General features: G+C 36.9%; 16 protein-coding genes, 1 pseudogene and 1 riboswitch. Of the genes and pseudogenes, 12 read left to right on the forward strand and 5 right to left on the reverse strand.

What is annotated here, in order from left to right; all coding sequences use genetic code 11:
- The first annotated feature begins 40 nt into the window (after window positions 1–40).
- Window positions 41–1,279 (forward strand): DNA polymerase IV, encoded by a 1,239-nt coding sequence (locus LMD38_RS06355; protein WP_016718451.1) that lies wholly within the window; start codon window positions 41–43, stop codon window positions 1,277–1,279.
- Window positions 1,280–1,320: 41 nt separating this feature from the next.
- Here the strand turns inward: LMD38_RS06355 and LMD38_RS06360 are convergent, their stop codons facing one another.
- From LMD38_RS06360 to LMD38_RS06370, 3 genes are all read right to left on the reverse strand, one after another.
- Entirely contained in the window at window positions 1,321–2,022 is a 702-nt protein-coding gene (locus LMD38_RS06360) for an MgtC/SapB family protein (RefSeq protein ID WP_029141190.1), read from the reverse strand.
- 75 nt (window positions 2,023–2,097) lie between these two features.
- The gene (gene mgtA / locus LMD38_RS06365) at window positions 2,098–4,803 is read right to left on the reverse strand and encodes a magnesium-translocating P-type ATPase (RefSeq protein ID WP_016718449.1); all 2,706 of its coding nucleotides are present in this window, start codon (window positions 4,801–4,803) and stop codon (window positions 2,098–2,100) included.
- Between the two features lie 331 nt (window positions 4,804–5,134).
- Window positions 5,135–5,302, reverse strand: a riboswitch (M-box (ykoK) riboswitch).
- Window positions 5,303–5,486: 184 nt separating this feature from the next.
- The gene (locus tag LMD38_RS06370) at window positions 5,487–5,738 is read right to left on the reverse strand and encodes a DUF3932 family protein (RefSeq protein ID WP_014893524.1); all 252 of its coding nucleotides are present in this window, start codon (window positions 5,736–5,738) and stop codon (window positions 5,487–5,489) included.
- A 189-nt stretch (window positions 5,739–5,927) separates the two neighbouring features.
- Between LMD38_RS06370 and rnz the strand changes: the two genes are divergently transcribed.
- The 4 genes and pseudogenes from rnz to sdaAA all read left to right on the forward strand — a co-directional run bounded on the left by rnz (window position 5,928) and on the right by sdaAA (window position 9,122).
- Window positions 5,928–6,851, forward strand: coding sequence for a ribonuclease Z (gene rnz / locus LMD38_RS06375; RefSeq protein WP_000397447.1), 924 nt, complete (start codon window positions 5,928–5,930; stop codon window positions 6,849–6,851).
- 377 nt (window positions 6,852–7,228) lie between these two features.
- Window positions 7,229–7,486, forward strand: a pseudogene (locus LMD38_RS06380) (hypothetical protein).
- A 79-nt stretch (window positions 7,487–7,565) separates the two neighbouring features.
- Window positions 7,566–8,225: an L-serine ammonia-lyase, iron-sulfur-dependent subunit beta gene (gene sdaAB, locus LMD38_RS06385; protein WP_000877446.1), complete on the forward strand. Its 660-nt coding sequence runs from the start codon at window positions 7,566–7,568 to the stop codon at window positions 8,223–8,225.
- Window positions 8,226–8,243: 18 nt separating this feature from the next.
- Entirely contained in the window at window positions 8,244–9,122 is an 879-nt protein-coding gene (gene sdaAA, locus LMD38_RS06390; protein WP_000489463.1) for an L-serine ammonia-lyase, iron-sulfur-dependent, subunit alpha, read from the forward strand.
- Between the two features lie 50 nt (window positions 9,123–9,172).
- Here sdaAA and proI read toward each other — a convergent pair whose 3' ends face one another.
- On the reverse strand, window positions 9,173–10,012 hold the full coding sequence (gene proI / locus LMD38_RS06395) for a pyrroline-5-carboxylate reductase ProI (RefSeq protein ID WP_061183935.1): 840 nt from the start codon (window positions 10,010–10,012) through the stop codon (window positions 9,173–9,175).
- Window positions 10,013–10,177: 165 nt separating this feature from the next.
- On the opposite strand from proI, the gene LMD38_RS06400 reads away from it, so the two are divergent.
- Both LMD38_RS06400 and LMD38_RS06405 read left to right on the forward strand, forming a co-directional pair.
- A complete protein-coding gene (locus tag LMD38_RS06400; RefSeq protein ID WP_049112518.1) occupies window positions 10,178–11,131 on the forward strand; it encodes an MBL fold metallo-hydrolase in 954 nt (317 codons plus the stop codon).
- 9 nt (window positions 11,132–11,140) lie between these two features.
- Window positions 11,141–11,935, forward strand: a complete 795-nt coding sequence (locus LMD38_RS06405) for an SDR family oxidoreductase (RefSeq protein ID WP_062821982.1) — start codon at window positions 11,141–11,143, stop codon at window positions 11,933–11,935.
- A 151-nt stretch (window positions 11,936–12,086) separates the two neighbouring features.
- Here the strand turns inward: LMD38_RS06405 and LMD38_RS06410 are convergent, their stop codons facing one another.
- Window positions 12,087–12,272 carry a YqzH family protein gene (locus LMD38_RS06410; protein ID WP_001003210.1) on the reverse strand — a complete coding sequence of 62 codons (186 nt, stop codon included), beginning with the start codon at window positions 12,270–12,272 and terminating at the stop codon, window positions 12,087–12,089.
- A 223-nt stretch (window positions 12,273–12,495) separates the two neighbouring features.
- Here LMD38_RS06410 and argC point away from each other — a divergent pair, with 223 nt between their 5' ends.
- From argC to argF, 5 genes are read left to right on the forward strand one after another with little or no spacing between them, the layout of a single operon-like run.
- On the forward strand, window positions 12,496–13,533 hold the full coding sequence (gene argC, locus LMD38_RS06415) for an N-acetyl-gamma-glutamyl-phosphate reductase (protein ID WP_016718447.1): 1,038 nt from the start codon (window positions 12,496–12,498) through the stop codon (window positions 13,531–13,533).
- A gap of 11 nt (window positions 13,534–13,544) precedes the next feature.
- Window positions 13,545–14,768, forward strand: coding sequence for a bifunctional glutamate N-acetyltransferase/amino-acid acetyltransferase ArgJ (gene argJ, locus LMD38_RS06420; RefSeq protein WP_016718446.1), 1,224 nt, complete (start codon window positions 13,545–13,547; stop codon window positions 14,766–14,768).
- An 11-nt stretch (window positions 14,769–14,779) separates the two neighbouring features.
- Window positions 14,780–15,547 (forward strand): acetylglutamate kinase, encoded by a 768-nt coding sequence (gene argB / locus LMD38_RS06425; RefSeq protein ID WP_016718445.1) that lies wholly within the window; start codon window positions 14,780–14,782, stop codon window positions 15,545–15,547.
- Window positions 15,544–16,704, forward strand: coding sequence for an acetylornithine transaminase (argD, locus tag LMD38_RS06430; protein ID WP_016718444.1), 1,161 nt, complete (start codon window positions 15,544–15,546; stop codon window positions 16,702–16,704). Before argB ends, argD begins: the two co-directional genes overlap by 4 nt.
- Before the next feature lie 12 nt (window positions 16,705–16,716).
- Window positions 16,717–17,667: an ornithine carbamoyltransferase gene (gene argF / locus LMD38_RS06435; RefSeq protein WP_016718443.1), complete on the forward strand. Its 951-nt coding sequence runs from the start codon at window positions 16,717–16,719 to the stop codon at window positions 17,665–17,667.
- Window positions 17,668–17,691 lie beyond the last annotated feature (24 nt).

A 17,691-nucleotide genomic window follows, 5' to 3' on the forward strand; every position in this document is an offset into this window, starting at 1 on the left:
ATATAATAAAAGAACGAATGTTCTAGTTGGGGGGAGTACTATGCGAGAAATGTATCCGAAAAAGGGCCGTGTTATTTTACATGTAGATATGAATTGTTTTTTTGCATCTGTTGAAATTGCTCATGACCCATCATTACAGGGGAAGCCGTTAGCGGTTGCTGGAAATGAAAAAGAAAGAAAAGGAATTATCATCACATGTAGTTATGAGGCGAGAGAATATGGAATACGTACAACGATGCCACTTTGGGAAGCAAAAAGGTTATGTCCACAATTAGTTGTAAGGCGCCCTAATTTTACATTATATCGTGAAGCTTCATTTCAAATGTTTCAAATCCTTTCCCGTTTTACGGAAAAAATACAACCAGTATCAATAGATGAGGGATATTTAGATATTACAGATTGTTACGCACTCGGTTCGCCTCTTGAAATAGCAAAGATGATTCAGCAAGTGTTATTAACAGAGTTACAGTTGCCGTGTAGCATCGGAATTGCTCCAAACCTTTTCCTAGCAAAAACAGCTTCTGATATGAAAAAGCCTCTCGGTATTACCGTGCTCCGAAAACGAGATATTCCAGAAATGATTTGGCCGCTTCCGGTTGGAGCGATGCATGGAATTGGAGAAAAAACAGCTGAGAAATTAAAAGATATTCATATACAAACAATTGAACAGTTAGCAAAAGGAAATGAACATATCATTCGCGCTAAAATTGGAAAGCATGGTGTTGATTTACAAAGAAGGGCAAAAGGTGTGGATGATAGAGAAGTTGATCCGAGTCAAATGGGACAACATAAAAGCGTTGGTAATTCGATGACTTTTTCAAAGGATATGGATGAAGAAAAAGAATTACTTGATATGTTAGAAAGGCTATCAAAATCAGTGAGTAAAAGATTACAAAAGCGAACTCTTGTCAGCTATAATATTCAGATTATGATTAAGTATCATGATAGGCGGACAGTAACGAGGAGTAAGCAATTGAAAAATGCCATTTGGGAAGAACGAGATATTTTTCAAGCGGCCTCTCGTTTATGGAAGCAACATTGGGACGGCGATTCCGTTCGTTTATTAGGTGTTACAGCTACTGAAATAGAGTGGAAGACTGAATCGGTGAAGCAATTAGATTTGTTTTCATTTGAAGAAGATGCGAAAGAAGAGCCGCTACTTGCTGTCATTGATCAAATTAATGATAAGTATGGAATGCCGCTTTTACAACGAGGTAGTCAATTATTACGTAAGCAAGAAAAGTCTTTTCAGCAAAAATTAGAAAATAAGTTTATGTAGAAGGTGTCATGAAGCTGTAAATATCATGACACCTTTTATGTTCAACTTGCTTCTAAATCTAATGAAGTTTTCCAACCAGCTGCAGTAACGCCAGATTCTAATAGCATTCTGCTCACTATTTTTTCAATTAAGACTGCTGTATTTGTGTTGCAGTGTAATGTCGCTTGTATACATACTTTTTGATTAGAATCTACGTCTTCACTATACAATTCTTTTAAACCAATGCCTTCAGAACTTACCATATGCATAAGTAAAAAACGAATATGGGCTTCATGTTCTTCTGAACAAGTGAGAGAAAGTAAGTAGTTCGTTTGTTCAGGTGATTCTTCTTTTGATTTTTGATTCATAAAGAGAGCGATTGGGCGAAGTAGTATGTTTGCTAGTAAAACACCAGCTGCACCTAATATAGCTGCAATGAGGAAACCAGCGCCTGTAAGAGTACCAACAGCAGCTGCGCACCATAGGGTAGCCGCAGTATTAAGCCCCCTAATACTAAAACCATCGCGGATAATAACGCCGCCTCCTAAAAAACCAATCCCACTGACGACTTGAGCGGCAATACGTGAAGGGCTAGCATCGTGATCAATCATGACGGATAATAAAACAAATATACAGGCACCAAGTGATACGAGAGCATTTGTCCGTAGCCCAGCCATCCTATGTCTCCATTGTCGTTCCATTCCGATGCAAGCACCTACAAGAATTGCAATAAATAATCTTAGTACAATGTCATACCATACCATCATGGTCACCTCCATACATATAAGTCCAAGTTATGTTTTTGAGAATGAGCGGGAAGCACCCGCTCATTCTCATTTTTATAACCAGCTATGAAACTTTTTAATATAAATTTTTTTTAGGAACTGTGTTAAGAAAGCATAGCCTAATAGTATTCCTATTAACCAAGGGAAATAGCTAAGTGGTAATGCTTGTAATCCAACGGCTGCTCCAAGTGGCGAGAATGGAATATAAATTCCGATTACCATAATACAAGCGGTTAATAAAAGAACCGGTACTGATGCAGTACTTTGAATAAACGGAATCTTCTGTGTTCTTATCATGTGAACAATTAAAGTTTGTGTTAGCAATCCAACGACAAACCAACCAGATTGGAATAATGATTGTTCGCTAGCTGTATTTGCACCGAAGACGTTCCACATGACCACATAGGTGATGATATCAAATACGGAACTAATGGGACCGATGCAAATAATGAAGTTCCGTAAATTTGCAGTATCCCATTTTCTTGGTTTTTCTAAAAACTCTTTATCCATTTTGTCCCAGGGGATAGACAGTTGTGAAATATCATAAAGTAAGTTTTGAATTAAAAGGTGAATGGCAAGCATCGGCAAGAAAGGAATGAAGGCACTTGCTACTAACACACTAAATACATTTCCGAAGTTAGAGCTCGCTGTCATTTTAATGTATTTCAAAATATTACCGAATGTAGTGCGTCCTTCTAAAATACCTGCTTCTAATATCATTAAACTTTTTTCAAGTAGAATAATATCGGAAGACTCTTTTGCAATATCAGTTGCAGTATCAACAGATATGCCAACGTCAGCTTCCCGTAACGCTACGGCGTCGTTAATGCCATCTCCCATATAACCTACAGTGTGTCCGTTTCCTTGTAATACTCGTATAATGCGAGATTTTTGCATTGGATTTAGTTTAGCAAAAACAGTTGTTTCTTCGGCTAGCTTTGCTAATGCTTTATCAGGTAAAGCATCGATTTCGTAACCAAGGATAGGCTCGCCAATATTTAATCCAACTTCTTTACATACCTTTTTTGTCACGATTTCGTTATCACCAGTTAAAATTTTTACTTGTACACCATGTTTTTGTAATGCTTGAATGGCAGTAGCGGCAGATGGTTTCGGTGGATCTAAAAAGCCAATATATCCAGCGAGAATCATATCATTTTCATCTTGTACGGCGTACTCTTTATTATTTGTTGGTCTATTTTTTTTATAAGCTACAGCAATAACGCGCATACCTTCACTATTCAAAGTCTCACTTAGTTGTTTTACATGTAAGCGCATGTCATCGGTAAGAGAAGCAATTTTGCCATCTATTTCAGTGTAGTTGCAAATAGATAAAATTTCTTCTACAGCCCCTTTACAGACCATTGTATGTTCACCTGAATTGTTTTTTACAATGACGGACATACGCCGACGAGCAAAGTCAAATGGAATTTCATCTAGTTTTTGAAAAACGGATGGATCAAATTTTTGAATTTCTTCTGTATGTTTTATAACAGCTTTATCTATTAAATTTTTCAATCCTGTTTGATAGAAGCTATTTAAATAGGCAAAGTGTAATACACGATTACATGTATTACCATTAGGATCTAAGTGCCGAACAAGTACAACTTTATCTTCTGTTAAAGTTCCTGTTTTATCGGTACAAAGAATGTTCATAGCACCTAAATTTTGAATAGAATTCAGCTGTTTTACAATTACTTTCTGTTTAGACATGTTAACGGCACCTTTAGCTAAATTAGCAGTCACAATCATTGGTAACATTTCAGGTGTTAGACCAACTGCGATTGCAATAGCGAAGAAGAAAGCTTCTTGCCAATCCCCTTTTGTGAATCCGTTAATGAGAAGAACGATAGGTGCCATAATAAGCATGAATGTAATTAAAAGCCAGCTTACTTTGTTTACACCTTTATCAAAGCTTGTTTCTACGCGCTTACCGATTACTTTATTTGCTAAAGAGCCAAAATACGTATCGGTACTTGTGGAGATGACAACCGCTCTTGCGCTACCACTTACAATATTTGTCCCCATGAAGCAAAGATTTTCCATATCGAGTGGATTGTAATTTTTTTTCGTGCTTTTCGGTAATAGATGTTTATTTTCTGTATGATAGCAGTTTTCGTATTTTTCTACAGGAAGTGCTTCTCCTGTTAAAGAAGATTGGTTCACAAATAAATCTTTAGCCGATAAAATACGCACATCAGCTGGAACAATGTCTCCGGCTGAAAGTGAAATAATATCGCCAGGTACAAGTTCCTCAATTGGAATTTCCGTTGGATCAGTTCGCTTCAAAATTTTTACATTTTTTGTTTCGTGTACAAATCCATCTATTCTAAAGACACTCGCCGTTGTTCGGACCATAGCCTTTAACTGATCCGCAGCTTTTTGAGAACGAAATTCTTGTAAAAAGCGAATCGTTGCACTTAGCATTACCATTACAGATACGACAATAGTTCCTTGTATGTCATCTGTGAAAAAAGAAAGTGCGCCGAGAGCTAATAAAACAAAAATAAATGGATTTTTAAATGCCAGCAGAAATTGAATGTACCACGGTGATGTTTTATTATGAGCTATTTCATTAAGGCCATATAAAGAAAGTCTACGAGACGCTTCTTCTTTAGAGAGTCCATTTTCTGTTGTTTCTAAAAGTCGTAACGCTTTGTTTGCATCCTGCGTTGCGACTTCCACTAATAATTTGTGATTTGTTTTCATACAATCTTGATCGTATGAATGTTTCGTTTCTTGTCTTAGTAAATTTAACATCGGTAGTTCCTCCTTTTTCATGAAGGAGGAAACAAGCTGTTACTCGACTATTTAAAATTAGGAGGAACAGTTTCTTTCCTACCTACATGATGAAATATTAACGTAAAACATATGGGTATCTGGGCCGAATCATCAATTGCCAACTGTTCCTCACCTCCGTACAATTTAGTAGTTTCTGAATATGCTATGTTTGTTTCATAGTAAGGTGCATATATACGTAAAAAGACCTTTACTCAAAACGAGTAAAGGTCTGAATTCGCAGTTAAAAGAGTCCACAACAAAGACTGTTAGTAAGCATAAATCAAAACAGTTTTTGTGTATGACAAAATACATGCACCTCTCCCTCGTTGAGTTTTAGCACTGTATAGCATAGGTACTGAAACCAGCTACGTTAAAAAAGGCCTTCATTCCGACCTTTCTTGTTGACCCATTGGCGTCTCTCGACATTTTTGGGCAGCAGCGTTTCTCTATACAGGAGCCTCACCTAACAGAGACCATATTCAATTACATGTTGAATGTTAGCACTGAAATTTTGTAGTGTCAACATATTTTTTGAAAACTCAAATAGATTTATCTTGGCTATATAGTAGGAAATAAGCGGAGTTTTTTTGAAATAAGGTTGGAAAATAAATATTGTAATGAACATAATAAAAAGCACTGATCACAGTGCTTTTTGTTATAGATTATGAGATTGTAACATTTTCAAAAATAACAATCTCTGAACTGTTTGCAGTTGAAACGCGTTGTGCATAATATGTTAAAGCTGAAGAAATATATGTTGGTAACGAATCATTTGTATGTGTTGTTGTATATTCATGGATTAACTCTTTCAAAGTCGTCCATTCTAATTGTGCTGGGTGATCAGACACGAAAGAACTTACCCAGCGATCAAATGAAGATGAAAAATCAGTTTGTAAACGAAATGCTTCTTTCATAATAAAACGCTCCCTTAAAATGTAGTATAATCATTTTAACATAAAACACGAACGATATCCAAATTTTTTGAGTATAATGTTCGTGATATATAGTTGTCTAGATGATTGGTTATGTAAATTCGATTTGCCATTTGAAATAACATTCCGTAAGATGAAAGGTAGATTATATAAAGAGCTGGAGGAAAGAAAGTGGAATTTGTATTTTTAGGAACTGGTGCAGGTGTTCCTTCGAAAGGAAGGAACGTTTCAGCAATTGCTTTGCAATTGTTAGAAGAACGAGGACAAACTTGGTTATTTGATTGTGGCGAGGCGACGCAACATCAAATATTACATACATCAGTACGTCCACGCCGCATTGAAAAAATATTTATTACGCATTTACATGGTGATCATATTTTTGGATTGCCTGGTTTATTAGGAAGCCGTTCGTTTCAAGGAGGGACTACACCTTTAACAGTGTATGGACCAAAAGGAATTAAACAATTTATTGAAGTAGCATTATCAGTAAGTACGACACATGTAAAATACCCACTTGAAATTGTTGAGATAACAGAAGAAGGTACCGTGTTTGAAGATAATGAATTTCATGTGGAAACGAAAAGATTGTCACACGGTATTGAATGTTTTGGGTATCGTATTATAGAGAAAGATATACAAGGCGCCCTTTTAGTCGATAAATTGCTGGAGATGGGTGTGAAACCAGGTCCACTCTTTAAGCGTTTAAAAGATGGAGAAGTGGTTGAATTGGAAAATGGTACGATACTAAACGGACAAGATTTTATCGGCCCACCTCAAAAAGGAAGAATTATTACCATTTTAGGTGATACAAGATTTTGTGAAGCGAGTAGAGAGCTGGCACAAGACGCTGACGTACTAGTTCATGAAGCAACTTTTGCGGCAGAAGATGAACAACAAGCGTATGATTATTTTCATTCCACATCTAAGCAAGCTGCGAGTATTGCACTTCAGGCAAATGCAAAACGATTAATATTGACTCATATTAGTTCTCGTTATCAAGGGGATACATATAAGGAATTATTGAAAGAGGCAAGAGAGCTATTTTCTAATACAGAAATAGCTACGGATTTAAAATCATTTCCAGTAGAAAGATAATAATGATATGAAAAAATGGCGACGAGAGGTTGCCATTTTTTTTTCTAAAAAAAATAAAATAAAACTGTTATCATTTTATGCTTATATTAGATGAAACAGAAAGTTTTAATGATGTGAAAATATAGGATAAAAATACATAGTATCGATTATTTAGAAAAACTGTTATATAAGTCAGACGACATACGAATGATACAAATAGCAAAAATGGATTTTTATTCAGAACTTTTAAAATTCATTAAAAGTAAGCGTTTTATTAAAAACAAGTTATAATGAGGGCAGATTATAATTTATCCCACTTTAATGGGCAGTAAGACTCTACCTCAAAATTCGCGAATGCGAGGAATTTGAGCGAGAGATAACTGCTCGTAAAAGCACGATTGTTGTGGGCTAATAATTATTGGGAATGGACAAAACTCCCACTGATTATAGTTTCACTTGTTTATGCTATCCTTGTAAGTGGTTCTGTGTTAAACTTTGGATTGCTACCAGACTTTATTGTGGATTAGCTTATATTATTTTTAAATGAAGGTAATGCTAAGTTTCTTATTTATTATGACAACTAGTATTATTTCAGGATAGATTGTTTCATTGTTATTCAAAAACGATCCAATTCGTATAGCGGAACAAATTCGTAGTACAACTGGAAAAGCAACCGATTTGGTAGCTTAATAGAATAGTAAAAAATTTTTTCATAGAGGTTTAGGGGGAGTTATGATGAAGTATCGCTCAGTATTTGATATTATCGGTCCAGTTATGATTGGTCCATCAAGTTCACATACAGCAGGCGCAGCACGAATGGGGCAAGTTGCTCGCCAGCTGTTTCGTCATGAACCAGAAAGAGTAAGCATTTCATTATATGGATCATTTGCAAAGACGTATCGTGGGCATGGTACAGATGTAGCGCTAATAGGTGGGATATTAGGGTTTGAAACAGATGACTTACGTATTCCAGAGGCGCTAGAGATAGCAAAAGAGCGCGAAATTGAAGTGGAATTCATTGAAGAGGATGCCAATGCACCTCACCCAAATACAGCAAGAATTCGTTTGTATAAAGGTGAAGAAGAAATTGAAGTTGTTGCTTGCTCAATTGGTGGCGGTAAAATTGAAGTTGTAGAATTAAACGGATTCGATCTTCAATTATCAGGCACGAGTCCAGCACTACTTATTGTAAATAACGATCGCTTCGGTGCTATTGCAGCAGTAGCTTCAATCCTTGCGAAACACGAGATTAACATTAGTACAATGAGTGTTTCTCGTAAAGAAAAAGGAAGAAGAGCGCTTATGGTCATCGAAACAGATGAAATATTAGCAGATGAAGTGATTGAAGAAATAAAAGCGCAACAAAATATTTGTCAAGTAACTATTATGGAATAATTGCAGGGGGGACACACCATGTTTCGGAACGCAGCGGAACTAGTGGCGCAAGCTAAAGAACAAAATGTAAAAATCGCAGAAATTATGATTCAATGTGAAATGGAAACAAGAAGTATTTCACGTGAAGAAGTAATTGCTGGTATGGAAAAGAACTTAGTCGTGATGGAGCAAGCAGTAGAACGTGGTATTCGCGGAGTGAAATCACCAACTGGTTTAACTGGTGGAGATGCTGTAAAAGTTCAGGCGTATATGAAGAGTGGAAAAGGCTTATCTGGAGATACGATTTTGGACGCAGTGAGTAAAGCTGTTGCAACAAATGAAGTAAACGCAGCGATGGGAATTATTTGTGCAACACCAACAGCAGGGTCTGCTGGAACAGTGCCAGGTGTACTATTTGCACTAAGAGAAAAATTGCAGCCTACACGTGAAGAAATGATTGAATTCTTATTTACAGCAGGAGCTTTCGGTATGGTTGTTGCGAATAACGCTTGTATTTCTGGTGCAGCGGGAGGATGCCAAGCTGAAGTTGGTTCAGCAAGTGGAATGGCAGCTGCAGCTGCAGTTGAAATGGCTGGTGGAACACAAGAGCAAGCAGCTACAGCGATGGCAATTTCATTAAAGAACATGCTTGGTTTAGTATGCGATCCTGTTGCAGGACTTGTAGAAGTACCTTGCGTAAAACGTAATGCAGCAGGAGCTGCAAATGCGATGATTTCAGCTGATTTAGCATTAGCTGGTGTAACGAGTACTATTCCATGTGATGAAGTAATTGAGGCGATGTTTAGAATCGGACAAACGATGCCAGTAGCACTTCGTGAAACAGCTGAAGGTGGACTTGCAGCAACACCGACTGGTCGCCGTCTGCAAGAAGAGATTTTTGGGAAGACGAATAACTAAAAATATATGTTTATAAAAAATGGAGCTCAAGTAAGATTGAGCTCCATTTTTTATTTTTCTTTTGTTAACTGTTCTAACGTTTTCCCAAGATTATGTGATCGTTGCGTTGCCTGTGTAATACAAGAAATAAGCGCTTGTTGAAATTGGTGTTCTTGTAATACTTCAATGCCCGCTTCGGTCGTTCCACCAGGAGAGGTAATTTCCTTTCGCAAAATAGACGGGTGTTTTTCACTTGCTTTTAGCATTTCAGCAGCACCAATCATCGTTTGGAGAATAAGTGACTTTGCAACATCTTCTTTTAAACCGATTTTTTTTGCAGCTTCTTCCATCGCTTCTACTACGTAATAAATATAAGCAGGCCCGCTTCCGGATAATGCAGTGACAGCATGCATATCTTCTTCCTCTACAACAGAGACGAGACCGATTGTTTCAAATAAAGCTATGGCAGTTTGAATATGTTCCTTTGTTGCATGTTTTGAAGGTGAGATAGCAGTAGCTGATTTTAAAATAGCTGCAGATGTATTTGGCATGGCACGAATAATCGGAACGTCTTTTTGAAGTAGATTTCTAATTGAATGAGTAGAAACACCTGCTAATAACGAAATAATAAGCAGGTTATTATGTATGTCTTCTTGAAAAGGGGTAAGCGCTTCTGCAACATCTTTTGGCTTCATTGCTAGAAAAAGAATATTTGTATTAGTAAGTAGTTCTTTTTTATTATGTGTACCTTTGACACCGTATTTGTTATGTAGCTCCTGTAACCTTGTCTCATTAGAACGATTACTTACAGTAATTTGTTCGCCTTTCACAACATTTGCATGTAACAAGCCACCAATAATCGCTTCAGCAATAGAGCCCGCACCGAGAAAGGAAATGTTTTGAATAGACATGATGTTCCTCCTTTAATTTTGGTTAGAAATTCTTATAAATGTACATACATTCGTTTTTTTCTAGGAAACACCTCTTTTTATCTGAAAATAATGACAAATATATAAGGAAGTTGTAAACTGAAGAAGTATTCATTTTTGAACCGGAAAGAGACAGGGGGGCTAAGCATGACGGCGATTCACCGAATGGAGATTCCTGTGCCATTTGCAGTTGAAACTGTGAATGTGTTTTTAGTTGAGGGGGAGACATTAACATTAATTGATACAGGGACGAATACAGAAGAGGCAAGAAATGCGTTAGAAAGTCAGTTATGTACATTAGGATATACGATAGAAGATATTAAAACAGTAGTTATTACGCATCATCATGCGGATCATTGTGGGCTTTTAAATATATTTTCTGAGAAGACGAACATTATTGGACACCCTTGGAATGAGCCGTGGATCACGCAAAATCCAGAATTTTTAAAGCGATATCATGAGTTTTTTAGAGAGACGGCTTTACAATTTGGTGTTCCAGCAGCATTTTTGAAAGACGAGGCGTTATTGACGACAAGGACACTGAAATATTCTTGTAATAGATCGCTAACGCATACTGTGAGAGAGGGAGATCGTATTGATTCAATGCCTGGTTTTACAGTAATTGAAACACCGGGTCATGCTTCCACTCATATTTCATTATATAGAGAATCTGATGGAATACTAATTGGAGGGGATGCTCTCATTAGTCATATTTCTTCGAATCCAATATTAGAACCACCATATGAAGGACAAACAGAAAGGGCGCGCCCGTTATTACAATATAATCAAACGTTAAAGCGTTTAAGTGAAATGAATATTTCACGCATTTTATCAGGACATGGAGAAGATGTTCTAAATGTGAAACAACTTATTGAAACGAGATTACAAAAGCAAGAAACACGTGCATTTAAAGTGCTTGAGTTATTAAAGGAAAAACCAATGACAGCATTTGAAGTATGTGTAAAACTATTTCCGGTATTGTATAAGGAACAATTGCCACTTACTATTTCAGAAACGGTTGGACAATTAGACTTTTTAGCATATAATCAACAAGTGATGATTGATGAATCTTCGCAACAATTGATTTATTATGCAAAGTAGGTGACAGCAATGACGGGACGTTTACAAAATAAAGTAATCGTCATTACAGGTGCTTCTAGTGGAATTGGAGAGCAAGTTGCAATGCAAGTTGCAGAGCAGGGGGCGACTCCAGTATTAATAGCTAGAACAGAAGAGAAATTAAAAGCGCTAGCAGACAAAATTAAAGAAACTTATAATACGCCTTGCTATTATTATGTATTAGATGTAAGTGAAGAGACGGAAGTACAATCTGTTTTTTCAAAAGTATTACAAGAGGTAGGACGTATTGATATATTAGTAAACAATGCAGGATTTGGTATTTTTAAAACGTTTGAAGATGCATCAATGGATGAAGTGAAAGATATGTTCCAAGTAAATGTATTTGGATTAGTAGCTTGTACGAAAGCGGTACTACCTTATATGGTGAAAAGAAACGAAGGGCATATTATTAATATTGCTTCACTTGCTGGGAAAATTGCAACTCCGAAATCGAGTGCGTATGCAGCGACGAAACATGCAGTACTAGGCTTTACGAATAGTTTACGCATGGAGTTATCTAGTACAAATATTTTCGTAACAGCGATTAATCCAGGTCCGATAGATACAAACTTTTTTGAAATAGCTGATCAATCCGGTACATATGTGAAAAATATGGGACGATACATGTTAAAACCAACATATGTAGCAGAGAAAATTGTAAAAGCGATGCAAACGAAAAAGCGTGAAGTAAACTTACCGAAATGGATGGGCATTGGTCCAAAACTTTATGCTTTATTCCCAGGTTTATTTGAGCGCGTAGCAGGCAAATCATTAAGTAAAAAATAGGAGATTTCCATATGGGAATCTCCTATTTTTTTTATCCCGCTTTAATGGGCAGTAAGACCCCCACCTCAAAATGCAGCGAAAGCAAAGAAGTTAGGTGGGGGGCGGGCTGCCCATAAAAGTCCGATTGGTGAGGGCTGATTAAAGTTTCACTTTATTTTCCAGTCACATAATCGTAAACGATATCCTCAACCGCCTCGTATACATCAATTTCAGTATTTGAATGAATGATCGTTTGAATATGTTTAATAAGCATTTCCTGATCCTCATTTGACATAGGATTACATTGATATTGCTGAAAACTTTTTATAATCATTTTCTCAATTAATTTTTCATTCATGTTTTCCCCGCCTGTATGTACGTATGTATTGTTTTATTGTACTTGAAGTGAAATAAAAAAACTACTATGCAATATTTTTGTATAAAAATTATGTTGTGTATATTGTTTTTCTAGTAAAATTAAGTTTTTTAAGTTTATGAAATTTATAAATATTTAATTGACTCTATAAATATACAATATTATAATCATACTTAATTTAAAGAATCGATATGAGGAGGAGCATATGAAAGTCGCGATTATTGGAGCAACTGGGTATGGAGGTATTGAGTTAATTCGGTTATTAGAACAACATCCATATTTTTCGATAGCATCTCTCCATTCTTTTTCACAAGTTGGCGAGTGTATAACAAATGTATATCCGCATTTTCAAAATGTTCTTGTTCATACGTTACAAGAAATTGATGCGGAGGAAATAGTGAAAGAAGCAGAAATTGTATTTTTGGCAACCCCGGCAGGAGTATCAGCAGAGTTAACTCCAAAATTATTAGCAGTAGGTTTAAAAGTAATTGACCTATCTGGAGACTTTCGTATGAAAGATCCTTTCATATATGAACAGTGGTATAAAAGGACAGCTGCAAAAGAAGAAATTCTTAGTAAAGCTGTATATGGCCTAAGTGAATGGAAAAGGTCCGAGGTTCAAAATGCAAATTTAATTGCAAATCCGGGATGTTTTGCTACAGCTGCATTATTAGCGACATTGCCATTAGTTCGTAGCGGCATAATTGAAGAAGATTCCATTATTATTGATGCGAAATCAGGAGTATCTGGAGCAGGAAAAACGCCAACAACGATGACTCACTTTCCTGAGTTATACGATAACTTGCGTATTTATAAAGTAAATGAGCATCAACACGTTCCTGAGATTGAGCAAATGCTTGCGGAGTGGAATAGGGAAACGAAGCCAATCACGTTTAGTACACATTTAATACCGATATCACGTGGAATTATGGTTACACTTTATGCGAAAGTAAAGCGAGAAATGGAAATAGAACAACTTCAAAAATTATATGAAGAAACGTATGAACAATCGGCTTTTGTTCGAATTCGTACGCAAGGAGAGTTTCCAAGTCCGAAAGAAGTGAGGGGCTCAAATTATTGTGATATGGGGATAGCTTACGATGAAAGAACAGGAAGAGTGACAGTCGTTTCTGTTATAGACAATATGATGAAAGGTGCGGCTGGGCAAGCAATTCAAAATGCAAACATAATAGCGGGACTAGAAGAAACAACAGGTTTACAACATATGCCGCTTTATCTATAAGGGGGGACATGATGATTAAAGTAGCGTCTATTACAAAAGTAGAAAATGGTTCGATTGTAACTCCAAAAGGTTTCTCGGCCATTGGCACTGCAATTGGTTTGAAAAAAGAGAAAAAGGATTTAGGGGCAATCGTTTGTGATACACCAGCATCATGTGCTGCTGTTTATACAACAAATCAAATACAAGCAGCTCCCTTGCAAGTAACGAAGGATAGTATAGCGACTGAGGGGAAATTACAAGCTATTATCGTTAATAGTGGAAATGCAAATGCTTGTACAGGAATGAAAGGATTACAAGATGCTTACGAGATGCGTACATTAGGAGCAGAACATTTTGGATTGAAAGAAAATTATGTTGCAGTAGCTTCAACAGGTGTAATTGGTGTTCCGCTGCCGATGGATATAATCCGAAATGGGATTGCTACTCTTATCCCAGCGAAGGAAGAAAGGGAAGCTCATTCTTTTTCTGAAGCGATCTTAACGACGGATCTTATAACGAAAGAAACTTGCTATGAAATGGTGATTGATGGGAAGAAGGTGGTGATTGCTGGTGTTGCGAAAGGTTCAGGGATGATTCATCCAAATATGGCAACGATGCTAAGTTTTATTACGACAGACGCTCATATAGAGCATGACGTATTACAAACAGCATTATCACAAATCACGAATCATACATTCAATCAAATTACGGTAGATGGAGATACTTCTACGAATGATATGGTCATCGTTATGGCAAGTGGATTATCAGAAACGAAACCAATCAATATGGAACATGCAGATTGGGAAACTTTCATATTTGCTTTACAGAAGGTATGTGAAGATTTAGCGAAAAAAATCGCACAAGATGGTGAAGGCGCTACGAAGTTAATAGAAGTAAATGTGTTAGGAGCTCGAACGAATGAAGAGGCAAAGAAAATTGCAAAGCAAATAGTCGGTTCGAGTCTTGTGAAAACAGCAATACATGGTGAAGATCCAAACTGGGGGCGAATTATTAGTACCATTGGACAAAGTGAAGTCGCGATTAACCCAAATACAATTGATATTACTCTTCAATCTATTGCGGTGCTGAAAAATAGTGAACCTCAAATGTTTTCTGAAGAGGAAATGAAAATGAGGTTACAAGAACATGAAATTATGATTGATGTGTATTTACATTTAGGAGAAGGGACCGGATCAGCTTGGGGCTGTGACTTAAGCTATGAATATGTGAAAATAAACGCTTGTTATCGTACATAAGGAGAGGGAAGATGAGCGATTATATTGTAGTGAAATGCGGCGGTAGTATGTTGGATCAATTACATGATGTGTTTTTTGATTGTATAAAGAAATTACAACAGAAGTATAAAGTAGTGATTGTCCATGGCGGTGGCCCAGAAATTGATGCCAAATTAAAAGATTGTAACATCAACGTAGAAAAAAAAGATGGATTACGGGTAACACCAAAAGAAGTTATGGATATTGTTCAAATGGTGCTATGCGGAAGTACGAATAAAAAACTTGTAATGAATTTACAAAAGCATAATTTACGTGCGGTAGGTTGCTCAGGGTGTGATGGCAAGTTACTTCAAGTTCAACCTTTCAGTGAGGAGATAGGATATGTGGGAGAAGTAAGGTATGTCGAAACGGCCTTACTAAAAGGATTAATAAATATGAATTATATTCCTGTTATTGCTCCGGTCGGCATAAATGATAATGAGATTTATAACATAAATGCAGATACCGCCGCAGCTGGAATTGCGGCTGCATTATCTGCAAAAGAGCTCATTTTTATTACAGATGTAGATGGGGTATTACATGAAGGAAAGTTACTAAAGAAAACGGATGAATTTGAAATTGTGAATTTAATAGAAAATGGTGTTATTACCGGTGGGATGATTCCGAAAGTACAGGCAGCACTAGCATCATTAAAAATGGGAGTGCAAAAGGTTAGTATCGTAAATGGGACGAAGGATTTTACCGAGGTTACAGGTGAGTGTATCGGAACGACGGTAACGAGGGGTGTGAGTATTGTATGACAAGTCATCTTTTTCAAACGTATGGAAGAAGAAGGATTGAGTTTGTAAAGGGAAAGGGAACGAAAGTTATTGATCATAACGGTAAGCAATATTTAGATTTCACATCAGGAATCGGTGTATGTAATTTAGGACATTGTCATCCTACTGTTATGAAAGCTGTACAAGAGCAACTGCATGAAATATGGCATATATCTAACCTGTTTACAAACAGCTTACAAGAAGAAGTCGCGTCATTATTAACAGAAAACATAGCATTAGATTATGTGTTCTTCTGTAATAGCGGGGCAGAGGCGAATGAAGCAGCTTTGAAGTTAGCCCGTAAGCATACTGGAAAATCTCTCGTCGTAACGTGTGAGCAGTCTTTTCACGGTAGAACATTTGGAACGATGAGTGCGACGGGGCAAAATAAAGTGAAAGAAGGATTTGGTCCGCTCCTTCCCTCTTTTTTACATACGCCTTTTAACGATATAAAGGCATTAGAGGAAGTAATGAATGAAGAAGTTGCGGCAGTAATGATAGAAGTTGTTCAAGGAGAGGGAGGAGTCATACTTGCTGATCTATCTTTTTTGAAAGCGATTGAAGCATTATGTAAGAAGTTCGGGTCCTTATTTATTATAGACGAAGTCCAAACAGGGATCGGAAGAACAGGGACATTATTTGCTTACGAACAAATGGGAATAAAACCTGATATCGTTACCGTCGCAAAGGCACTTGGAAACGGGATTCCTGTCGGAGCAATGATTGGTAGGAAAGAACTTGGAACATCGTTTCCTGCAGGATCACATGGTTCAACATTTGGCGGGAATTATGTTGCAATGGCTGCAGCGAAAGAAGTATTGCAAGTAAGTAAAAGACCATCGTTTTTAAAAGAAGTAAAGGAAAAGGGCGAGTACGTATTACAGAAGTTGCAAGAGGAATTACGACATGTCGAATGTATTCAAAATATACGTGGTAAGGGGCTTATGGTTGGAATTGAATGTACGCATGAAGTTGCAAGTTTTATAGAACAACTAGAAAAAGAAGGGCTTCTCGTATTACAAGCAGGGCCTACTGTTATAAGACTATTACCACCACTTATTGTGACGAATGAAGAATTAGAACAGGCAGTATATATGATAAAAAAAGTAGTTTGTACAAAAAACGTATCAATTATATAAGGAGGAAGTTTCATGTCAACTGTACAAGTACCGAAATTAAATACGAAAGACCTTTTAACACTAGAAGAATTAACGAAAGAAGAAATTATTTCTTTAATTGAGTTCGCAATATATTTAAAAAAGAATAAGCAAGAGCCTTTACTGCAAGGCAAAATATTAGGGCTTATCTTTGATAAACATTCAACTCGTACTCGCGTATCTTTTGAAGCAGGAATGGTACAGCTCGGGGGACACGGTATGTTTTTAAGTGGAAAAGAGATGCAAATTGGAAGAGGGGAGAGCGTTTCAGATACTGCGAAAGTATTATCGCAGTATATTGACGGGATCATGATACGTACATTCTCACATGCTGATGTAGAAGAGCTTGCGAAAGAATCGAGCATACCAGTAATTAACGGTTTAACGGACGATCATCATCCTTGTCAAGCATTGGCAGACTTAATGACAATATACGAAGAAAAAAATACATTTAAAGGAATAAAATTGGCTTACGTCGGTGACGGAAATAATGTATGTCATTCATTGTTGTTAGCGAGTGCAAAAGTCGGAATGCATATGACTGTTGCAACACCTGTAGGGTATGAACCGAATGAGGAAATCGTAAAAAAAGCATTAGCGATTGCTGAAGAAACAGGAGCGGAAATTGAAATTTTGCATAATCCTGAATTAGCGGTGAGTGAAGCAGATTTCATTTATACTGACGTTTGGATGAGCATGGGGCAAGAGGGAGAAGAAGAGAAATATACTTTATTTCAACCATACCAAATTAATAAAGAACTTGTTAAGCATGCGAAGCAAACGTATCGTTTCTTACACTGTTTACCTGCCCATCGTGAAGAAGAAGTAACAGGCGAAATTATAGATGGACCAAAATCTATCGTATTTGAGCAAGCCGGTAATCGATTGCATGCGCAAAAAGCATTATTAGTAAGTTTATTTAAAAATGTAGAAGAGCTTTCCTAAAGGATGTACACCTTCAGTTGTTAG

This window comes from Bacillus pacificus (assembly GCF_020861345.1).
GTDB classification, from domain to species: Bacteria; Bacillota; Bacilli; order Bacillales; family Bacillaceae_G; genus Bacillus_A; species Bacillus_A pacificus.

What these genes read in the sequence shown, in the direction of transcription:
- proI (WP_061183935.1), bottom strand. Translation starts at nt 10,012, where the DNA reads ATGTCTATTCAAAACATTTCCTTTCTCGGTGCGGGCTCTATTGCTGAA.
- LMD38_RS06400 (WP_049112518.1), top strand. Translation starts at nt 10,178, where the DNA reads ATGACGGCGATTCACCGAATGGAGATTCCTGTGCCATTTGCAGTTGAA.
- LMD38_RS06405 (WP_062821982.1), top strand. Translation starts at nt 11,141, where the DNA reads ATGACGGGACGTTTACAAAATAAAGTAATCGTCATTACAGGTGCTTCT.
- argF (WP_016718443.1), top strand. Translation starts at nt 16,717, where the DNA reads ATGTCAACTGTACAAGTACCGAAATTAAATACGAAAGACCTTTTAACA.
- LMD38_RS06370 (WP_014893524.1), bottom strand. Translation starts at nt 5,738, where the DNA reads ATGAAAGAAGCATTTCGTTTACAAACTGATTTTTCATCTTCATTTGAT.
- mgtA (WP_016718449.1), bottom strand. Translation starts at nt 4,803, where the DNA reads ATGTTAAATTTACTAAGACAAGAAACGAAACATTCATACGATCAAGAT.
- sdaAB (WP_000877446.1), top strand. Translation starts at nt 7,566, where the DNA reads ATGAAGTATCGCTCAGTATTTGATATTATCGGTCCAGTTATGATTGGT.
- argB (WP_016718445.1), top strand. Translation starts at nt 14,780, where the DNA reads ATGAGCGATTATATTGTAGTGAAATGCGGCGGTAGTATGTTGGATCAA.
- LMD38_RS06355 (WP_016718451.1), top strand. Translation starts at nt 41, where the DNA reads ATGCGAGAAATGTATCCGAAAAAGGGCCGTGTTATTTTACATGTAGAT.
- argJ (WP_016718446.1), top strand. Translation starts at nt 13,545, where the DNA reads ATGATTAAAGTAGCGTCTATTACAAAAGTAGAAAATGGTTCGATTGTA.
- sdaAA (WP_000489463.1), top strand. Translation starts at nt 8,244, where the DNA reads ATGTTTCGGAACGCAGCGGAACTAGTGGCGCAAGCTAAAGAACAAAAT.
- argD (WP_016718444.1), top strand. Translation starts at nt 15,544, where the DNA reads ATGACAAGTCATCTTTTTCAAACGTATGGAAGAAGAAGGATTGAGTTT.
- LMD38_RS06410 (WP_001003210.1), bottom strand. Translation starts at nt 12,272, where the DNA reads ATGAATGAAAAATTAATTGAGAAAATGATTATAAAAAGTTTTCAGCAA.
- LMD38_RS06360 (WP_029141190.1), bottom strand. Translation starts at nt 2,022, where the DNA reads ATGGTATGGTATGACATTGTACTAAGATTATTTATTGCAATTCTTGTA.
- argC (WP_016718447.1), top strand. Translation starts at nt 12,496, where the DNA reads ATGAAAGTCGCGATTATTGGAGCAACTGGGTATGGAGGTATTGAGTTA.